The sequence below is a fragment of the Salinispira sp. genome (genome assembly GCF_059431795.1).
On record NZ_JBXWXS010000013.1, the window covers coordinates 153,819 to 170,562 of the forward strand.

Annotated in this window: 17 protein-coding genes; 8 read left to right on the forward strand and 9 right to left on the reverse strand. The window is 49.2% G+C overall.

The window, feature by feature from the left end; all coding sequences use genetic code 11:
• Window positions 1-83 precede the first annotated feature (83 nt).
• Both AC52PS_RS04375 and AC52PS_RS04380 read left to right on the forward strand, forming a co-directional pair.
• Entirely contained in the window at window positions 84-242 is a 159-nt protein-coding gene (locus tag AC52PS_RS04375) for a rubredoxin (RefSeq protein ID WP_495561817.1), read from the forward strand.
• Window positions 243-255: 13 nt separating this feature from the next.
• Window positions 256-1,563, forward strand: coding sequence for a PQQ-dependent sugar dehydrogenase (locus AC52PS_RS04380; RefSeq protein WP_495561818.1), 1,308 nt, complete (start codon window positions 256-258; stop codon window positions 1,561-1,563).
• 138 nt (window positions 1,564-1,701) lie between these two features.
• On the opposite strand, the gene AC52PS_RS04385 is transcribed toward AC52PS_RS04380, so the two are convergent.
• The 3 genes from AC52PS_RS04385 to AC52PS_RS04395 form a co-directional block, all read right to left on the reverse strand.
• The gene (locus tag AC52PS_RS04385) at window positions 1,702-3,096 is read right to left on the reverse strand and encodes an alanyl-tRNA editing protein (protein WP_495561819.1); all 1,395 of its coding nucleotides are present in this window, start codon (window positions 3,094-3,096) and stop codon (window positions 1,702-1,704) included.
• A gap of 38 nt (window positions 3,097-3,134) precedes the next feature.
• A complete protein-coding gene (gene ilvD / locus AC52PS_RS04390) occupies window positions 3,135-4,985 on the reverse strand; it encodes a dihydroxy-acid dehydratase (protein ID WP_495561820.1) in 1,851 nt (616 codons plus the stop codon).
• Between the two features lie 127 nt (window positions 4,986-5,112).
• The gene (locus AC52PS_RS04395; RefSeq protein ID WP_495561821.1) at window positions 5,113-5,355 is read right to left on the reverse strand and encodes a hypothetical protein; all 243 of its coding nucleotides are present in this window, start codon (window positions 5,353-5,355) and stop codon (window positions 5,113-5,115) included.
• A gap of 77 nt (window positions 5,356-5,432) precedes the next feature.
• Here AC52PS_RS04395 and AC52PS_RS04400 point away from each other — a divergent pair, with 77 nt between their 5' ends.
• The gene (locus AC52PS_RS04400) at window positions 5,433-6,431 is read left to right on the forward strand and encodes a D-2-hydroxyacid dehydrogenase (protein WP_495561822.1); all 999 of its coding nucleotides are present in this window, start codon (window positions 5,433-5,435) and stop codon (window positions 6,429-6,431) included.
• 55 nt (window positions 6,432-6,486) lie between these two features.
• Here the strand turns inward: AC52PS_RS04400 and AC52PS_RS04405 are convergent, their stop codons facing one another.
• Complete coding sequence (locus AC52PS_RS04405) at window positions 6,487-7,353, reverse strand: metal-dependent transcriptional regulator (protein ID WP_495561823.1); 867 nt, start codon at window positions 7,351-7,353, stop codon at window positions 6,487-6,489.
• An 84-nt stretch (window positions 7,354-7,437) separates the two neighbouring features.
• Here AC52PS_RS04405 and AC52PS_RS04410 point away from each other — a divergent pair, with 84 nt between their 5' ends.
• Window positions 7,438-7,935, forward strand: coding sequence for a hypothetical protein (locus AC52PS_RS04410; protein ID WP_495561824.1), 498 nt, complete (start codon window positions 7,438-7,440; stop codon window positions 7,933-7,935).
• Between the two features lies 1 nt (window position 7,936).
• Here AC52PS_RS04410 and AC52PS_RS04415 read toward each other — a convergent pair whose 3' ends face one another.
• The 3 genes from AC52PS_RS04415 to AC52PS_RS04425 form a co-directional block, all read right to left on the reverse strand.
• Window positions 7,937-9,115, reverse strand: a complete 1,179-nt coding sequence (locus AC52PS_RS04415; protein WP_495561825.1) for a HAMP domain-containing protein — start codon at window positions 9,113-9,115, stop codon at window positions 7,937-7,939.
• A gap of 51 nt (window positions 9,116-9,166) precedes the next feature.
• Window positions 9,167-9,865: a purine-nucleoside phosphorylase gene (deoD, locus tag AC52PS_RS04420; RefSeq protein WP_495561826.1), complete on the reverse strand. Its 699-nt coding sequence runs from the start codon at window positions 9,863-9,865 to the stop codon at window positions 9,167-9,169.
• 228 nt (window positions 9,866-10,093) lie between these two features.
• Complete coding sequence (locus AC52PS_RS04425; RefSeq protein WP_495561827.1) at window positions 10,094-10,972, reverse strand: hypothetical protein; 879 nt, start codon at window positions 10,970-10,972, stop codon at window positions 10,094-10,096.
• A gap of 268 nt (window positions 10,973-11,240) precedes the next feature.
• On the opposite strand from AC52PS_RS04425, the gene msrA reads away from it, so the two are divergent.
• Both msrA and AC52PS_RS04435 read left to right on the forward strand, forming a co-directional pair.
• Complete coding sequence (msrA, locus tag AC52PS_RS04430) at window positions 11,241-11,801, forward strand: peptide-methionine (S)-S-oxide reductase MsrA (RefSeq protein ID WP_495561828.1); 561 nt, start codon at window positions 11,241-11,243, stop codon at window positions 11,799-11,801.
• 62 nt (window positions 11,802-11,863) lie between these two features.
• On the forward strand, window positions 11,864-12,373 hold the full coding sequence (locus AC52PS_RS04435) for a hypothetical protein (RefSeq protein ID WP_495561829.1): 510 nt from the start codon (window positions 11,864-11,866) through the stop codon (window positions 12,371-12,373).
• On the opposite strand, the gene AC52PS_RS04440 is transcribed toward AC52PS_RS04435, so the two are convergent.
• The gene (locus tag AC52PS_RS04440; RefSeq protein WP_495561830.1) at window positions 12,309-12,836 is read right to left on the reverse strand and encodes a universal stress protein; all 528 of its coding nucleotides are present in this window, start codon (window positions 12,834-12,836) and stop codon (window positions 12,309-12,311) included. The two genes, AC52PS_RS04435 and AC52PS_RS04440, sit on opposite strands and share 65 nt — an antisense overlap.
• A 103-nt stretch (window positions 12,837-12,939) precedes the next feature.
• The gene (locus AC52PS_RS04445; RefSeq protein WP_495561831.1) at window positions 12,940-13,131 is read right to left on the reverse strand and encodes a hypothetical protein; all 192 of its coding nucleotides are present in this window, start codon (window positions 13,129-13,131) and stop codon (window positions 12,940-12,942) included.
• 379 nt (window positions 13,132-13,510) lie between these two features.
• Here AC52PS_RS04445 and AC52PS_RS04450 point away from each other — a divergent pair, with 379 nt between their 5' ends.
• Window positions 13,511-13,906: a VOC family protein gene (locus AC52PS_RS04450; RefSeq protein ID WP_495561832.1), complete on the forward strand. Its 396-nt coding sequence runs from the start codon at window positions 13,511-13,513 to the stop codon at window positions 13,904-13,906.
• Window positions 13,907-14,408: 502 nt separating this feature from the next.
• Window positions 14,409-16,703 (forward strand): ATP cone domain-containing protein, encoded by a 2,295-nt coding sequence (locus tag AC52PS_RS04455; RefSeq protein WP_495561833.1) that lies wholly within the window; start codon window positions 14,409-14,411, stop codon window positions 16,701-16,703.
• The last annotated feature ends 41 nt before the right edge of the window (window positions 16,704-16,744 follow it).

Here is a 16,744-nt window from a genome sequence, read left to right on the forward strand (position 1 = left end):
GCAGGTTGAGATTCGATTCGCTCCCGCCTTATACAGTGGTTCCTGATTCACTGATCAAAACTAAACAGGGCATGGGAGGAATAATGCGCTATATATGTTCCAATTGCGGTTACATCTATGATCCTCAGCAGGGGGATCTGGAGGGAGGCATAGAAGAGGGCACGGAGTTTGAGGATCTTCCGGAGGACTGGACCTGTCCCATCTGTTATCAGGATGCTTCGTTCTTCGATCCTTTGGACTGAGGAGGATTCATATATGTATATACAACACTATCTGCGGCGGGTTTTCTGCAAGGGGCAAATGGCAGTAATCCATCTTTTGATATTTGCCATAATGGCCATGGGCAGCGTTTCCGGGCTCTACGCCCAGCCGGAAGCCGACGGGGGAATCCTTCCCGGACGTTACAGGTCATCATCCGGTGTAGAGTTCCGGGTTCAGGAGCTGTTGAGCGGATTGCAGCGACCATGGGCTCTGGCTATTCTTCCTTCGGAGAATGGATCTGCCGATGATTCGGGAAGCCGGGGCTTTATTTCATTGCGCCCCGGGGAGCTATATTATTTCACCGGTCTCCCTGGAGCCTCTTCTACTGCTGATATTGAAGGAACAGGAATGTATCCCGTGGGCGGTCTGCCCGAGATACATTCCCGGCGTCAGGGGGGGTTGCTGGATCTGTTCCCCGATCCCGATTTTCACCGGAATCGGCGCATATATTTTTCTCTGGCCAAGCCCAGGGGAATCAGCGGATCGGCCACCGCCCTGTACCGGGCGGAATTCAACTCCGAAGAATACCGTTTGGAAAACCTTACCCTGTTGTATGAAATGCAGCAAGCAAGCCGAAGCAATATACATTACGGCAGTAGAATTGCCATGGATAATCGGGGCATGCTCTACGTGAGTACCGGTGACCGGGGCAGTTCAGCCCGTGCACAGGATTCCGGAGACAGTGCCGGAGGAATTGTTCAACTGGACCCTCGGAATAATAACGGCAGCGGAAGAGACTGGACGCTCTACAGCACGGGTAACCGGAATGTTCAAGGGCTGGCATGGGATCCCGCCAGGGGGCTGCTCATAGCCAATGAACACGGTCCTAAGGGGGGCGACGAAATTAATATCATCCGGGAAGGAAGGAATTACGGCTGGCCGGATGTGAGCTACGGAGTGAACTACGACGGCAGTCCGGTAAGCAGTCGTAGCAGCATGCCCGGCGTGGAAGAACCCCTGCTTCATTGGACCCCCTCCATCGCCCCCAGCGGATTGGCAGTGTACCCCTCACAGGGTGTTTTCGCAATGTCAGGCGATAGGGGATTCGACGGTGGGCTGTTTACCGGGGCTTTGGCCGGGGAGCATCTGCGATTCGTAAAGCTTCCCTGGGGATGGGAAGATCAAAGAGAGCTATGGCCGCTGAATGAACACCCTAATGCTTTCCCGGGTTATGAAGAAGAGCTGCTACTTGAAGGAGAACTGGGCCGCATACGGGATGTGCGTATTGATCAGGCCGGGTATATATATTTGCTGAGCGATTCGGATAACGGAAAGCTTTACCGCCTCATACCTGCCGAATAACGAATTCCTGGACAGGGACTACCGCCATCGCCGCCGAATACGAGATTGACAGACTGACAGATCGAATATCCGGCGGCATTTTTCCTCTCCGTTCCACCCGTCCTCTCCGTTATCTCCGTTATATCCGTTCCACCCGTTCTACATGTTCTCCTTGGCAAAGCCTGCTGATAAGTTCTCAACAAGCAGCTTTCCTTGTTCAATGGTTCCCGAAAGAATACTTCCTTGCCAAAGGGGTGCTTTTCCACCCCCCCGGGCATTCAGCGGGTCCAGAATACTCTTTTTAATACCGCCGAATTCCAGGGGGGTATCCCGTCTGTCTAGAATGCACCAGAAAATTTTGGAGTCTTCGCCGTTTGCACCATCTTGATGGTAAGCCGCAAGCACGGCGGTCTCAACGTTCACCTTCTGCAGATATTTCACCCCTTCTTTCAAATCATTCATGTCCCCTTCTTCCAGAAAGAGTGAAATTTCGGGTGGGGAGGGAGAATTCCCCCGGCCATCTTCCGTTGAAGGAGAACGGGAAAGAACTTGATTGATCCTGTTCTCTAATTGCTGTCGTCTCAGCAGAGCCAGCTCCTTTTTTACATTGCTGATTTCGTGCTGAAGTTCCATAACCCTCCGGGGAATTTCTTCGGGCGGGCGGCTGAGCATAGTGCCGGTTTCACCGCATACCTTTTCTTTCATGCGATAATCTTCAAAAGCCCTGTCACCGATTTTCCAGTAGAGACGCACCCTCCCGCGAATCCGTTCTGTTTTTAGATGATGTATGAGCCGGACCTGTGAGCTGTTTTGAAGGTGCACCCCTCCGCATCCCACCACATCCAACAGTAGAGGTGCATGGTTGCCGGCTTCCAGGCGGGGATCATCCGGACCTTTAACAAGGGGTGGTATTTCGGCTTCTTCTGCCTTGGGGAAACGGCCGATTTCCAGGACTCGGATGCGGGAATCCACCTTCAGACTTCTGCGCAGCGGCAGCTTCTCAAGCTGTGCTTCGTCAATTTGCCGGCTGCGGATATCCAGTCCTGCCATAATACAACTGTTTGCCAATTCGCCTGCTTTGAGAATATCATTATCGGGGATATCTCCAGCTTCAAACTCAACCGTGGTGTACTCACTTCCCTGATGTACCGAAATCGTAGGGTACCCGCCGATGAGCCAGAACGCGGCGGATATGAGGTGTTGTCCGCTGTGCTGCTGCATGTAATCCCAGCGGTGTTCCCAGTCAAGGGTCAGCTCGCCTTCATCGCCGGGACGTAATTTTCCGTTGAGTTCCATTATATGAACGGTAGAGGCGGGGGCGCCAGAAAAACCCGGAATGTCAGAACCTTTCAGGGTTTCAAGAACTGCGTGCCCGGCAAACGACCCCCGGTCTCCAGGCTGTCCACCCCCTTGAGGATAAAAATGGCTTCTCTTGAATTCCACTGCTGTACGGGATTGCCCCTCCAGTTCCAGACTGTGGATTGCTTCGATTCGGGTGTGGATGCTTCGTATATATGGCTGCTGATGGTACAGGCTGCCGTTGGGCTGGCTCATGGTATTACCTCCGATCCACCCTTCATACCATATTTTTATCAGCTTTGAAAATCTTCACCGGGTAGTCTTCGTACTGCCCCCTGGTCTGCACTTGTTGCATGCAGGGCGTACATTCTCAGGGCTCGGCTCACCGTACGATTCCGGTTCAGGGGAGTGAATGCGGCATCACCTCTGCTTTTCTGAAGCTTCCGCCGGGATTCCAACACTTCCGGTGATACTAATACCCGTATGGTTCTGCCGGGAATATCTATTTCTACCCCGTCACCATCTTCTATGAGGGCAATTTCCCCCCCGGAAGCCGCTTCCGGGCTCACATGTCCAATGGAAAGTCCGCTGGTGCCGCCGGAAAATCGTCCATCGGTAATGAGGGCGCAGGATTTTCCCAGTTTCATGCTTTTCAGATAACTGGTGGGATACAGCATCTCCTGCATTCCCGGGCCGCCCTTCGGGCCTTCATAGCGGATAATCACCACATCTCCGGATTTCACCCTGCCATTGAGGATCCCCTGGATGGCATCATCCTGGCTTTCAAACACCACAGCAGGACCTTGAAACTGAAAAATGCTTTCATCCACCCCCGCCGTTTTAATAATACAGCCGCGGCGTGCAATATTTCCGGTGAGCACTGCCAATCCACCGTCCGCATAGTAGGCATGTTCCACATTCCGGATACAGCCATTAATTCTATCGGTATCCAGCGTCTTGTATCGGGAATTCTGGCTGCCCAGTTTGAGGTTCTTCACGCCTCCGGGTGCGGCGGAGAAGAACTCAAAAGCAGGTTCCGATACACCGCCTCTGGATTTTAGAATATTGTGTTCTTTAAGAATCTGTTTCAGGGAAGGGGAGTCCACCCGCTTAACCGAGCTGTCGATCAAATCTGCATCTGCCAGTTCGCTGAGGATGCCCATAATTCCCCCCGCCCGGTGAACGTCTTCAATATGATAGCTGCTGTTCGGGCTTACCTTACATATGCAGGGAATGCTTCGGCTCAAGCGGTCTATGTCTTCCATGGTGAAATCCACTTCTGCTTCCCTGGCAATGGCCAGAAGATGCAGAACCGTGTTGGTACTTCCCCCCATGGCGATATCCAGACTCATGGCATTCAGAAACGCCTGACGGCCGGCAATTGACCGTGGGAGAACATCCGCATTGTCGTTTTCATAATATTCCCGGGCCAGGTCAACAATGCGTTCTGCAGCATTCCGGAACAGCTCCCGGCGGCCGGCATGGGTGGCCACCAGGGTTCCGTTTCCCGGGAGGGCCAGACCCAGGGCTTCGTTTAGACAATTCATACTGTTGGCGGTGAACATCCCGGAGCAACTTCCACAGGTGGGGCAGGCATTCTCTTCAACAACCGAGAGCTGTTGATCGCTTACCGATTCGTCGGGGCCCATAACCATTACATCCACCAAGTCGTATCGCTCATCTCCCACTCTCCCCGCTTCCATGGGGCCGCCGCTGACGAAAATCGTGGGAATATTGAGCCTCATGGCTGCCATAAGCATCCCCGGAGTAATCTTGTCACAATTAGATATGCAGATTAGAGCATCTGCACAATGGGCGTTCACCATGTATTCCACACTGTCGGCAATAACTTCCCGGCTGGGCAGGGAATAGAGCATCCCTTCATGACCCATGGCGATACCGTCATCCACCGCTATAGTGTTGAATTCGGCGGCAAAGCAGCCCCTATCTTCAATTATCGATTTCACTTCCTGTCCGATATTGTGGAGATGGGCGTGTCCCGGTACAAACTGAGTAAAGGAATTTGCAATGGCGATAATAGGTTTTCCGAACTGACCGGACTGCATACCGTTGGCCCGCCAGAGCGATCTGGCTCCGGCCATATTCCGCCCGGATGTGTTGGTGGTACTGCGTAATTGTGGCATTCTGTGCTCCTGTATAATTATGCAGGATTACTGTATTATTTCTACAGAGCTTTCGCAAGTGGGCGGAAGCTTTCCCACAGAGCGCTACTTGCATGGACGAACATACAGGAGCTGAAGGGCCGGAAGATCAGCCGAACAAACTTTCTGTCAGTTGCTCAACTTCATCGTATTTCAGGGGTTGGATATTCAATTCCCTGGATAAAACAAGCAAATGGCGTTTCAGTACATCGGCGTCCCTGGGAAGGTTGTTTTGCATGTATCCGTAGGCAATCTCTACAATTTCCTCAGGGCTTCGGGTCGTGTCTCCTTTAGGAGCTGCGGAAGTGATCTCTTCCCAGAACTGTTGGCATAAATCGTGTAGTTTTGGCATACGCCCAGTATAGCACAACTGTGAAACGGGAAAAGGATTTTCTGGACTCTTTTTCCCTCCGTTCTTATACTCATCACATGAAGATCTGCATTTTGGACGGACACACAATGAACCCCGGTGATTTGAGCTGGGATCCTGTTGCCAAGCTTGGCGACCTTGATATTTTCCCCCGGATGAAAGCTGTGGATGTGGTCACCCACGCCGCAGATGCTGAAGTGATTCTCACAAACAAAGTCCCCATCGGGCGGGATATGATGGATCTTCTTACCCGTCTGAAATATATTGGAGTGCTGGCTACCGGCTATAACACGGTGGACAGCGCGTATGCCCAGCAGCTGGGGCTGCCGGTGACGAATATCCCGGGATATTCCCGGGATTCGGTGGCTCAAATGGTGTTTGCCTATATTCTCCATGTGAGTAACATGGTTTCCGACTATAACCGCTCAGTCAAGAATGGTGACTGGGAGACTTCCGCCGATTTTTCCTATATTCGTACAGCTCCCGTGGAGCTTAGCGGGAAAACTCTGGGAATTGTGGGCTACGGAGATATCGGCAGGAAGCTGAGCGAAATCGGCCGATCTTTCGGAATGGATGTACTCATCGCCAGAAAACAGGACGCAAGCCTGCCCGGAGGATCTCAGGATGATATTAATCTGGGTCGGGTGCATGCAGTGACCATAGAAGAGCTTTTCGAACGGAGCAATTTTATCAGTCTTCATACCCCCCTCAATACCCATACCAAGGAAATGATTGATACATCACTGCTCAGTCGAATAAAACCTGGAACGGTTCTTCTCAATACCTCCAGGGGAGGTGTAATTCATGAAGAAGCGGTTCTCGATGCCCTTGATGACGGGAAACTCATCTGTTACGCCGCGGACGTGTATGAACAGGAACCGCCAAAACCGGCTTCGGCGCTGATCCACCATCCAAAATCCTTGTTCACCCCCCATATTGCCTGGGCCAGCAAGGAAGCCCGAGAACGGGCAATACAGATTGCCACCCGAAATATACAGGCGTGGATGGAAGGTAGACCGGTGAATGTGGTGAATAACGTACAGCGGGGCAGGGTTTAAGACGATTTTTTCAATCGGTTAGCAGCGGATGCATCAATCTGCACTGCCTGATACATTATTCTGCACTGCCGGGTGAATAGCACAAGTAATCACAGAACTCCTGTGGAATAATTAATTCCTCATCGCCCAATGTGTTGCTTTGCCGCTGAAAATCCACAAGCAATCCGTCATCCTGATGTCTTTTTACCGTGAAACTGTCGCCTAACTGAATCTGATGCTCGTGAACATATTTCAGCAACCCTTCCTTTTCCTCACCTTCTTCGGTGATACGGGTGAATATACCTGATTCCCCTTCTTCCGCCCGGGAAAATTGAGGATAGGCGAGGATTTCCTGTTCATCATCGGTTCCTGGAATGGGGTTTCCATGGGGACAGGTTTGAGGTTTGCCCAGAGCCTTAAACATCCGATCTTCGAAAAGATCCGAAATATTGTTCTGCAGTCGTTTTGCTTCAATATCTATTTCATCCCAGGTGAACCCAAGATGATCCATGAGAAAATGCTCCAGCAGATAATGACGACGGAGCATTTTTACGGCGAATCTGGAGCCTCTCTCAGTCATTTGTATATGAGAATATCTCTCCTGGGTAATAAGATCCAGTTTTTTTAATCTGCTGACTGCCTGGCTGACCGCCGGCCTGCTTACATCCAGCCAATCTGCCAATTTCGAATTCGATACCTGGCCGTGATCCCGGTTGATCAGATACATCGCCGAAAGGTAATCGCTTGCTGCGGGAAACGTTTGTAAAATATCTTCGAATTCCATATCCATCCTCCAAATATATATGGAAAATCTCTTCTTGGACAGCTCTTTCGCCACAATCCCGAAAATTCGCCCCTTCTCATCTGCTTCCCCGCCGGCGGTCCTCTGTCTCCAGATATTGCCGTGGTTCCATACATCGCTTCTGTTCCTGTCAGTGATCATGTTGGCGCGAATGGGTTGCTGGGCTATAATGAAGGTAGCAGGACGCGTTTCGGCGAGCTGCGATACAATTTATCGGAGGTTTTCATGGACTGGGCACAATATAAACGGCTGAGTATTCTCCCCCTCCTCTTGCTATGGTTAATGGTGTTTCTTTTCTCCCCCATATTTATGTACGCATCAGGCCAAGGCGAACAAACAGATGAAGATCTCAGAATTTCTATACCCCCTGGACCTGAAATTCCCAAGCTGCCCGGGGTGCTGCGAAATATGGAACATTTTCAGACCGTGCTGGACGCTTTCGATAAACTATTAACGGAAACAGATCCGATTATTGAATCGGTGGTTTTCAACGGGGTGGATGCAAACAGCGTACCGTTGGAAAGATTGAGAGAGGCGACTCAATGGTGGAGAGAGTATATCGCGGGTCTCTCGATTCAAGCGGAAAACCCCCGAATCAGCGGCGGAGATATCGATACCTTTCTCTCAGATCTTATCAGCAAGGATCGGCAGCTGCAGGAACAGTTGGACAGGCTCAATCAGGTAATTGAATTGGAAAATCAGGGAGCAGAAGAATCCCGTTAATTCAGCGGTAAATAACCATCAGGTAGTCTTCTTCATCCCGCTGTTCATGTTTTACACCATCCCCAAAATTGAACCTCATTATGGGCGTGACATAACACTCAAACTGTTCCGCATTCTCGGAATAGAGTGTAAATGTACCTTTGCTCAGCCGTCCATGATCCCGGGCCTCTTCAAAAATGCGGTTTAACTGTGAACTTCTCACATAACTGAGCATGCTTGAACCGGTTAGTCTCCGTGTACTCTGATCCAGAAGCATTTCGCTGCTGAAATCCGTATCGTGAATCTCAGATTCACGTTGTAGGAGGAAGCGGGCTGCGGGAATATTGTGCTGAATAATAATCTGATGGCGGTTCAGCACCATTACTACATCCTTCTGAAGATTGAACACTCTCTGAAGCTCTTCACGCTGGCGGTTCAAATCATGAATCTGGTTTTTGAGAGCTTTTGCCATTTTTTTCATTGCCCTGGCAATGCTTGCAAACTCGTAAGGCCTGAGAATATAGAGATCCAGGTCCCAGTCCCCACGCTCAATAGCCTCCGCAGAGGCCAGAATTTTACTGAGAGGTTTTTGCATGGCCCGCAGCTGGGTAACAATTACCAAAATAGATAGGCTGATAATAATACTGCTGATAATTATTATTACCCGATAACTGTTAGCCAGCAATTCTTCGGTCTGAGTAAGCCTGGATGCAGTTCTGATAATCAATGATTCACCGGGAAATTCCCCTTCGGAAGCCAGTGTGCGGGCATAATACATTAGCTCTGCATCCAGGGTGGAACTGTATCTGCTGGTATGTTCATCCCGGCCCAGCAACGCTGAGCGTATTTCGGGACGGAATGCATGATTATCCATGAGAGCTGGCTCCGCCCAGTTATCGGCAATAACCGTTCCATCCTCCCGGATAACGGTGATTCGTATTTCAGCCTGGTGGGCAAGTTCCCGGGTGTAGTCCTGGGCCCAATTCATCAGAGTAGTGTTTCTGTCCCGGTATTCACTGAGAAACGCAGCCGAGAAGAATTCTGCCGATGCTTCGAGAATTCTCCTCGTTTCTCTGAGAGTATTCGATCGGATAACCCCTGTGAGAAAAATACTGATCAGTACCATGCTCAGAAGGGTAATAAGGGGCAATAAAATAAAACTTCTGCGAAGCCCCTGACTTCGGTCAAATCCATATATCATTGTGAATGAACTTTACCAGTGCCTCATTTCTCTGTCTATACGCATGCCGGATTATGCCAGAGTGAGAGCAAGCTCAGCCATGGCGCCCATCCCTTTCTCCCTGTCCTGGAGGATATCGTGACTGTTGTCCAGAAGGCTGTCACTTACCGTGAGGATGCTCAATGCCTTTTTCCCGTAGTATGCCCCCAGGGTGTACAATTCTGCGCTTTCCATTTCAATTCCCAGGACTGAATATTCAGCCCAGAGCTTCCAGGCCTCAGGCTGGGGATCGTAAAAGCTGTCGGTGGAGAGAATGTTCCCAACATGAACATTTAGCCCCCGCTCCTGTGCAGTAGTATAGGCCGTTTGAAGGAGATGAAAATCGGAAATGGCTGCAAAATCCAGGCCGTTAAAGCGTCGTCGGTTCATATTCCCATTGGTGCATGCTCCCTGGGCAAGAATCAAATCGTTCACTTTTACCTGTTCCTGAATGGATCCGCAGCTCCCTATTCTGATGATCTGTTCAACGCCGTAATCCCGATATAGTTCATTTGCGTATATGGAGAGGGAGGGCTGCCCCATCCCCGAACCCATTATACTCACCGGTTTGCCCTGGTACTCGCCACTGAGACAGTACATTCCCCGCAAATCGCTGACCGTCTCCGTGTTCTGGAGATACGTTTCCGCAAAGTACTTAGCCCGGAGAGGATCTCCGGGAAATAGTACGGTAGGGGCAATGCTCCCTTCTTTTGCATTAATATGAATACTCATGTAAATCCTCCGTTAAGCGGGGTTACCCAGTCTGACTGGGGGCTGCTGCCCTTTTGCCGGCTGAATGTAATTCCCCGTTTGGTTTATAAAATTCGGTGAGGCAATTTCAAAAATCAGTGATTTTTGAAATTACCAAGACCTGTAAAAATCATAATTCCATTCTTGTATGTGAATTATGATGTTGATACGTTACCTGAGCATTGTTCAAAATTGCTTTTTGAACAATGCTCAGGTAATTTCCGCTTCTTTGGCAGGTCCATTGGAAGAATCCACGTTTCCCCCGCCATCGGAAGAGTGGCGCGAACCTTTCCGTTCGTCGATCATCCGAATCAATGGCAGCAGCAAATCTGTGAGAGCCGGAGAGAAATGGATGGCCACATTCAACAGTTTCACACTGTGTTGATGTGTTTCTTCAATTGAACCTGATATTGTTGCCGGAACGATAAAAGACCCCTGGGACCATACAATTTCCAGGGAAAGTCTTTCAATACCATTTTCCAGTGCAGGAACCAGCCCCTGGGAAATATAGATGCTGCAGGCAGTAAGGCTGATATCCTTTATGAGGCATCTGTAGCGGCCCTTTCCGGGAATAATCAGGTGCAGAGTGGAAGCGATATCAACCTGCTGGATCAACTTGGTGGGTACCCTGGTTTCGCTCTCTTTCCAGGCTTCCCAAGCCTGTTGGAGTTCGTCATGAAGCTGAAAGACGTCAATGAGGATGCTTTTGAAATCGTCCGAGGGGGAGAGCAGCTTAAGATCCACCAGTACTGCGTTTCCAGCTCCATTTCCAACGTGAATCTTTTGGATGAGAATTTTCAAAAAAAGTCCGATTTCCTGCGAAAATCTGGGTGATACAAAACGCATTCGCAGCTGTTGGGGACTTTCCTTCACAGAATCCAGGAGAGAAATTTCCCGTTCACTCATGCTTAAAAGGATTTGACCCTGTGAGAATCCGAGTTTTACTGGAACGGCATACAGAAAAAAATCCTTGACCTTGATGAATGTATGCCGCTTTTGCAGACCCATTCTGTGTATCAGGAAACTGTCGAGTTTAAGTTCATCATCCCCATAAGCTGTTTCGTATTTTCGGATAAATGCCTGATCCATATTTACAGTATATCAGATGGGGATCGTGATGCCAGAAATAATCCGGAGCAGTTTGCTTTTTTCTATGTTCCCTTCGTATATTAAACCTGAGGTAAACACTATGAAAAACCTTCATCGTAAGAGAACACCCCTGCATCTGTTCCTCGGGATAATGCTTGCAGGATTCTGGCTTTTGACTCCCCCTCCCATCTTTGCATTCGGAGGGTCCGAAAATAGTGGAGCACAGGAGCAAAACAGGGTAAATAATTCAGGTCCGGAGGTGAATTATATGAAAGATGTACCGGAAAATCATGAAGTTGCAACCCTTGGGGGCGGATGCTTCTGGTGTGTTGAGGCAGTGTACGAACCGATTGAAGGCGTGTACGGTGCGGTATCAGGATATGCAGGAGGCGAGCTGGAGAATCCCAGCTATCAGCAGATAAGTACCGGAAGAACCGGCCACGCGGAGGTTGTCCAGCTATACTTCAATCCGGAAAAAATCAGTTACGAGCAAGTGCTGAAATTATTTTTCAAGGCTCATAATCCAACAACGCCAAACAGGCAGGGGTTGGATGTGGGTCCCCAGTACCGGTCAATTATTCTCACCCATGATGACTCCCAAGCCAAAATCGCCCGAAGGGTGATGGGGGAAGCTCAGAATGACTGGCCCGACCCCATTGTTACAGAAATCGAATCACTGAGTAATTTTTATCCCGCTGAGGAGTATCATCAGGATTTTTACGAAAAGAATCCCAACAATGGATACTGCGCTGCGGTAATCCGGCCAAAAATGGAAAAGCTGGGTCTGGAAGGTGGAGAAAAAATAAATGTTCTTGAGCTGGATCTGTAATTGGAACTGCACAAACAGACCCCCGGGATTGTTCCCGGGGGTTTTTTTTGGTATAAGCAGATATGCAAAGTGGTAATCAGGGAGACAGCTCCCGAAAAGTACTGGAAAAGTATTACGGAAGGGATCTTAAAATCATTGGAAGTGCCGAGCTTACTGTGGTGAGAAACGGAAGGCCGGAGAACACCCGCTGGGGGGTGTGTTTTGTTGCATGCGGTTCCGAAGCTCCAGTACTTGTTCATTTCGCTTTCGATAAACAGGACTGGGTCGAATCTCTTACAGGAAATAGAAGAGAGCCAGTGGATGTTTCATTGGAAATCCCACTCCTCCAGTCACGATTACTGTATGCGGAAAAACCGGGATTTTTAAAGCGTATTTTAGGATCCGATGTGGGGATGGTTGAACTTGCCTCAGACCAGGTGGAATCCGTCCGTTTTCTGGCAGGCAGCAGTGAGCGCGAAAAGGTGAGTGGAGAGCGTTACGGGTTTTATGTTGAATCGGTTGGGGCTTTTACCCGCCAGCTTCTTGAGTATCTTCCTTCCGGGAGCTCCCATCCCCGCATGCAGACGGAATAACCATCACCGGACAACAGGATTCCGCCACGACTCCTTCGGATACTGAACCGAGAATTACCCTCCTCAAGGGATTGTGACCATGGCTCCCAATAATTATTAAATCCACATCCAGCTTCTCAGCTTGCTCAAGAATGGTCTCAACCACAGGACCCTGTTTGAGCACAGCTGATACCCTGATATCTTCACCTTTCAAAGATTTTACATACGTTGTCAGCTGCTCGTGTTCATTTTCCAGTTCTTGTTTAATAACTTCCATTACACCTTCGTCGCTGTAATACATGGGCATTCCGGCACCGAGGATATCCTGGGAACCGAGATTGTAGCCTATATACAGGTCCCGCACCGCGGTGGCAACATGTAAAAGCGTCAGATCGGCATCGAACTTTTTTGCCTGTTCCTTGGCGTAGTTGACAATCACATTGGAAACAGGCGTGAAATCCAGGGCGACTAATATGTTTTTCATACTGTCCTCCTGAATGTAATTGTAGCAGATTAGACCTATAGTGCAATATGAAGATGCATTTCAGTTTATGTGGTGAAGTGAAATATGGTAATCACCCGTTATTTCATGCTGCATCATGCAGGCTGTGGTGAAAATTCTGCCGTATGAGCCGCAGTTGTTTGCGTACTCTTCTTCGGTATCGGTATTCATCCACGAGGGCCAAGAGTTTTTCTATGCTGCCGAGCATAAGGATGAGAGGGATAATCCCTGCTGCCACGATAAGGGTGCCTTCAATTGCGCTGATTGTAATATTCATAATGTACCTCCATGTATGTTCTTATATGCAAAGAGTGTGCCAAGATCTGAGATTTTGAGGGATTGTATATGGGTGGATATGTTAAGTGTCTACATAGAAGCAAGATACGAAAGACTTCGAAAAACACCAATGCTGTGTCCACAGTTATGCACCTGTATCACTCGAAATAGCAAGTAAAAAAAGTAGCGAAAAATAAATAATATTACAATCGGAGCTCCAAAACCCGTGAAATTGAGCACACCGCAACTATGTAGTGAGCAGAAATTTCATTCAGCATGTAGATACTGAATATCATTCAAGTTATAGTTTGAGGTATGATGCACCGGTTTAGAACCGGTCAGCTATAACCAGAAACAATTCGGCCATTCAGGAGGCTTCTATGCTGCGAACCAGAGAATTTACCGTTGTCCGGCATACCCGGAACTACCACATCATGAGGAAATTCTATGAAGAAATTCTCGGTCTCACCGCCGTACGGGAATGGGACAGGGGTACTAACGACCGGGGAGTACTGCTTTCACCGGGTGAAATGAGCGGAAATGCATTAATCGAAATTATTCAGCTAAACGATGTCGCCGTACCAAACGCTCCGTCACCGGTGAACCTTGAATTAAGTCTTGAAGTGGAAGATGTGCAAAGCATATATCAACATTTATTGAACCATAAGATGCCGATTGCAAGGAAACTCACAGAAGATCCATGGGGTCACAGCAGCTTTGGTATTGACGACCCCGAAGGCCTGAGAATCTGGGTATATCAGGTAAACGGATCTTGAGGCAAAAGCCAGATTAGCTGCTTATCCGAAGGCTTCTCACGTACGGAAGCGGCTTTCAAATACCAGTTGCTCCGGGAATTGTTCCGCATTTTTTCTTTTGAGGTAATTCGAAAATCATTGATTTTGGAAATTACCAGGACCTTGATAAATCCTAGTTCATTCTTGAAACAATATTGATTTCGGCCCGATATCGGAGCATCTTTCAAAAATTAATTTTGAAAGATGCTGTTTTTGCTGATCTTCGGATTGAAGCCATGATTCCTCTATGATATATTATTTTCAACCACACTATATGTGGTGGGCAAAACCGGCAAAAACGCCTTTTTAACCACTGAATATAGTGATGATCCTTCAAGGCATCTGTTTTGAAGAGTAACCGGAATGGAGTTGAGCTCAAAAGGGTATACATGCCCTACGGTTCTGAACTTCATAGATACAGGCAATTTCGAAAGTATTCGTTTTCAAATTGCTTCATAGAATATTCAACAAAGGGAGGGCCACCATGCCAGAGGGTAAAGTCATTGATGTCCATAAGGTGAATCTTCAAGCCGACGAAACGCTTGATATCACCCTTGAGGACGGTTTTACCATGCCGGAAACAATTCTCAAAAGAGATGGGAGCAAGCAGGAATTCGAGCCTATTCGGATTAAGAAGGCAATGGAGCGTTGTTTTCAGAGTATCGGCGAAGAACCCAAGGCAAATCTGGACGAACTCACCAACCAGATCGTGAATGTTGTAGCCGTGAAGTACCAGACTCCTACGGTGGAACAGGTTCAGGATATCGTGGAAATGGTCCTCCAGGCAGCCGGTGAGTACGCCGCGGCAAAGGCCTACATCCTCTATCGGGCGTCCCATGCCGAAATCCGGAAGACCCGACCGGTTCCTCAGGAAGTACAAAAGGCATTCGATGAATCCGACAGCTTTTTTCCCACCCAGCTGCAGAAGTTTCAGTTTTACGATAAATACAGCCGCTTTAACTATGATGTGGGCCGCAGGGAAACCTGGATCGAAACGGTAAACCGAGCCGTGGATTTCATGAAAGAGCTCAGTAAAAACAAGCTCAGCGAAAGCGATTATAACCGCATCCGCAAGGGTATTCTGGACATGAAGGTTATGCCCTCCATGCGTCTTCTTGCGATGGCCGGGTCTCCCGCTGAACGAAGCAACATCGCCATATATAACTGTTCCTATTTGCCGGTGGACAGTATAGATTCGTTTGTGGAAGCTCTGATTATTTCCATGAATGGCTGTGGAGTGGGGTACTCGGTTGAGCATCAGTACATCGAACAGATGCCCAGAATTAAGCGCCAGACCGGTACCAAGCGTCCTAACTACGTGGTGGAAGATACCTCCGAAGGGTGGGCCAAGTCCCTGCGCTATGGTCTGGAAACATGGTTCGACGGTGAAGATGTTGAATTCGATTTCAGCCAGGTCCGGCCCGCGGGAGCACCCCTGAAGATTAAAGGGGGGAGGGCCAGCGGTCCCGAACCTCTGCGTCAGATGCTGCTTTTTGCCCGGGATAAGATCCTCGCCCGTCAGGGACGTTTTATGACCAGCCTGGACGCACATGACATTATGTGTTCAGTGGGCGGAGCTGCGGTATCCGGCGGTGTGCGACGAACTGCCATGATCAGTCTTTTTGATTACGATGATAACGATATGCGTCACTGTAAGGACGGGGATTTCTGGATAAAGAACAGTCAGCGCTGGAATGCCAATAATTCGGCGGTCTGGCCCAACCGGGAACTTACCCAGGAAGAGATCGCCCGCTTTGTTCTGGATATGGTGAGTTCCGGCAGAGGGGAACCGGGAATTTTCAACCGCCGGGCGGCAGTGGATAATCGCCCCGAACGCCGGGTAATTCAAGAATTCGGCACCAATCCCTGCGGTGAAATAATTCTCCGGCCGTATCAGTTCTGTAATCTCAGTTCCGCAGTTGCCCGCCCCACAGACAGTTTCGAAGATTTGAAGGACAAGGTTGAGCTTGCGGCCATGATTGGTACTATCCAGAGTATGGCAACCAAGTTTCCCGGTCTTCGTGATGTATGGAAGAAAAATTCCGAAGAGGAGCGTCTGTTGGGCGTGGATTTGAACGGTCAAATGGATGCTCCTCTGGCTCAGGATCCGGATGTTCAAAGCCGCCTTCGCTATGTGGCGGTTGAAACCAACCGGATCTATGCCAAAAAATTGGGCATTAATCAGAGTGCCTCTGTGACTGCCGTGAAACCTTCAGGTAACTCCAGTCAGCTGTTGAACAGCTCTTCCGGTCTCCACTCCCGCTGGGCTCCCTACTATGTCCGAAATGTCAGGGTGGGGGCGCATACACCGGTATACCGGGTGTTGAAAGACGAAGGCGTACCCATGGATCCTGAGAACGGTCAAAATGCGGATAATGCCAGCACCTGGGTTGCCCACTTTCCGGTAAAGAGCCCTGATGACGCTCAGACACGGGGTGACCGCAGCGCAATTGCACAATGCGAGTACTGGCTCCAGAATAAGGTGCACTATACCGAACACAATCCCAGCGTCACAATCACCTATAAACCGGACGAAGTAATCGATATTATCCATTGGATATGGGAGCATCAGGATAAAATCGGCGGAATGGCCTTCCTTCCCGCAACTGACGCCCAATATGAGCAAATGCCGTACGAAGAAATTGATGAAGCCACATATCTGAAGTTGTCGGAGAAATTCCCGGTAATCGATTTTGCCAAGATCTACCGATATGAAGAGAAGGATTTGACCACCGCTGCCCAGGAGCTGGCGTGTATGGCGGGAAACTGTGACATATAATCTTTGACAGAAGGGAGTAAGGACAGAATTCTCGAGGCTTT

Coding starts and splice junctions, on each gene's coding strand:
- AC52PS_RS04375 (WP_495561817.1), top strand. CDS start 84: ATGCGCTATATATGTTCCAATTGCGGTTACATCTATGATCCTCAGCAG.
- AC52PS_RS04380 (WP_495561818.1), top strand. CDS start 256: ATGTATATACAACACTATCTGCGGCGGGTTTTCTGCAAGGGGCAAATG.
- AC52PS_RS04385 (WP_495561819.1), bottom strand. CDS start 3,096: ATGAGCCAGCCCAACGGCAGCCTGTACCATCAGCAGCCATATATACGA.
- ilvD (WP_495561820.1), bottom strand. CDS start 4,985: ATGCCACAATTACGCAGTACCACCAACACATCCGGGCGGAATATGGCC.
- AC52PS_RS04395 (WP_495561821.1), bottom strand. CDS start 5,355: ATGCCAAAACTACACGATTTATGCCAACAGTTCTGGGAAGAGATCACT.
- AC52PS_RS04400 (WP_495561822.1), top strand. CDS start 5,433: ATGAAGATCTGCATTTTGGACGGACACACAATGAACCCCGGTGATTTG.
- AC52PS_RS04405 (WP_495561823.1), bottom strand. CDS start 7,353: ATGATCACTGACAGGAACAGAAGCGATGTATGGAACCACGGCAATATC.
- AC52PS_RS04410 (WP_495561824.1), top strand. CDS start 7,438: ATGGACTGGGCACAATATAAACGGCTGAGTATTCTCCCCCTCCTCTTG.
- AC52PS_RS04415 (WP_495561825.1), bottom strand. CDS start 9,115: ATGATATATGGATTTGACCGAAGTCAGGGGCTTCGCAGAAGTTTTATT.
- deoD (WP_495561826.1), bottom strand. CDS start 9,865: ATGAGTATTCATATTAATGCAAAAGAAGGGAGCATTGCCCCTACCGTA.
- AC52PS_RS04425 (WP_495561827.1), bottom strand. CDS start 10,972: ATGGATCAGGCATTTATCCGAAAATACGAAACAGCTTATGGGGATGAT.
- msrA (WP_495561828.1), top strand. CDS start 11,241: ATGAAAGATGTACCGGAAAATCATGAAGTTGCAACCCTTGGGGGCGGA.
- AC52PS_RS04435 (WP_495561829.1), top strand. CDS start 11,864: ATGCAAAGTGGTAATCAGGGAGACAGCTCCCGAAAAGTACTGGAAAAG.
- AC52PS_RS04440 (WP_495561830.1), bottom strand. CDS start 12,836: ATGAAAAACATATTAGTCGCCCTGGATTTCACGCCTGTTTCCAATGTG.
- AC52PS_RS04445 (WP_495561831.1), bottom strand. CDS start 13,131: ATGAATATTACAATCAGCGCAATTGAAGGCACCCTTATCGTGGCAGCA.
- AC52PS_RS04450 (WP_495561832.1), top strand. CDS start 13,511: ATGCTGCGAACCAGAGAATTTACCGTTGTCCGGCATACCCGGAACTAC.
- AC52PS_RS04455 (WP_495561833.1), top strand. CDS start 14,409: ATGCCAGAGGGTAAAGTCATTGATGTCCATAAGGTGAATCTTCAAGCC.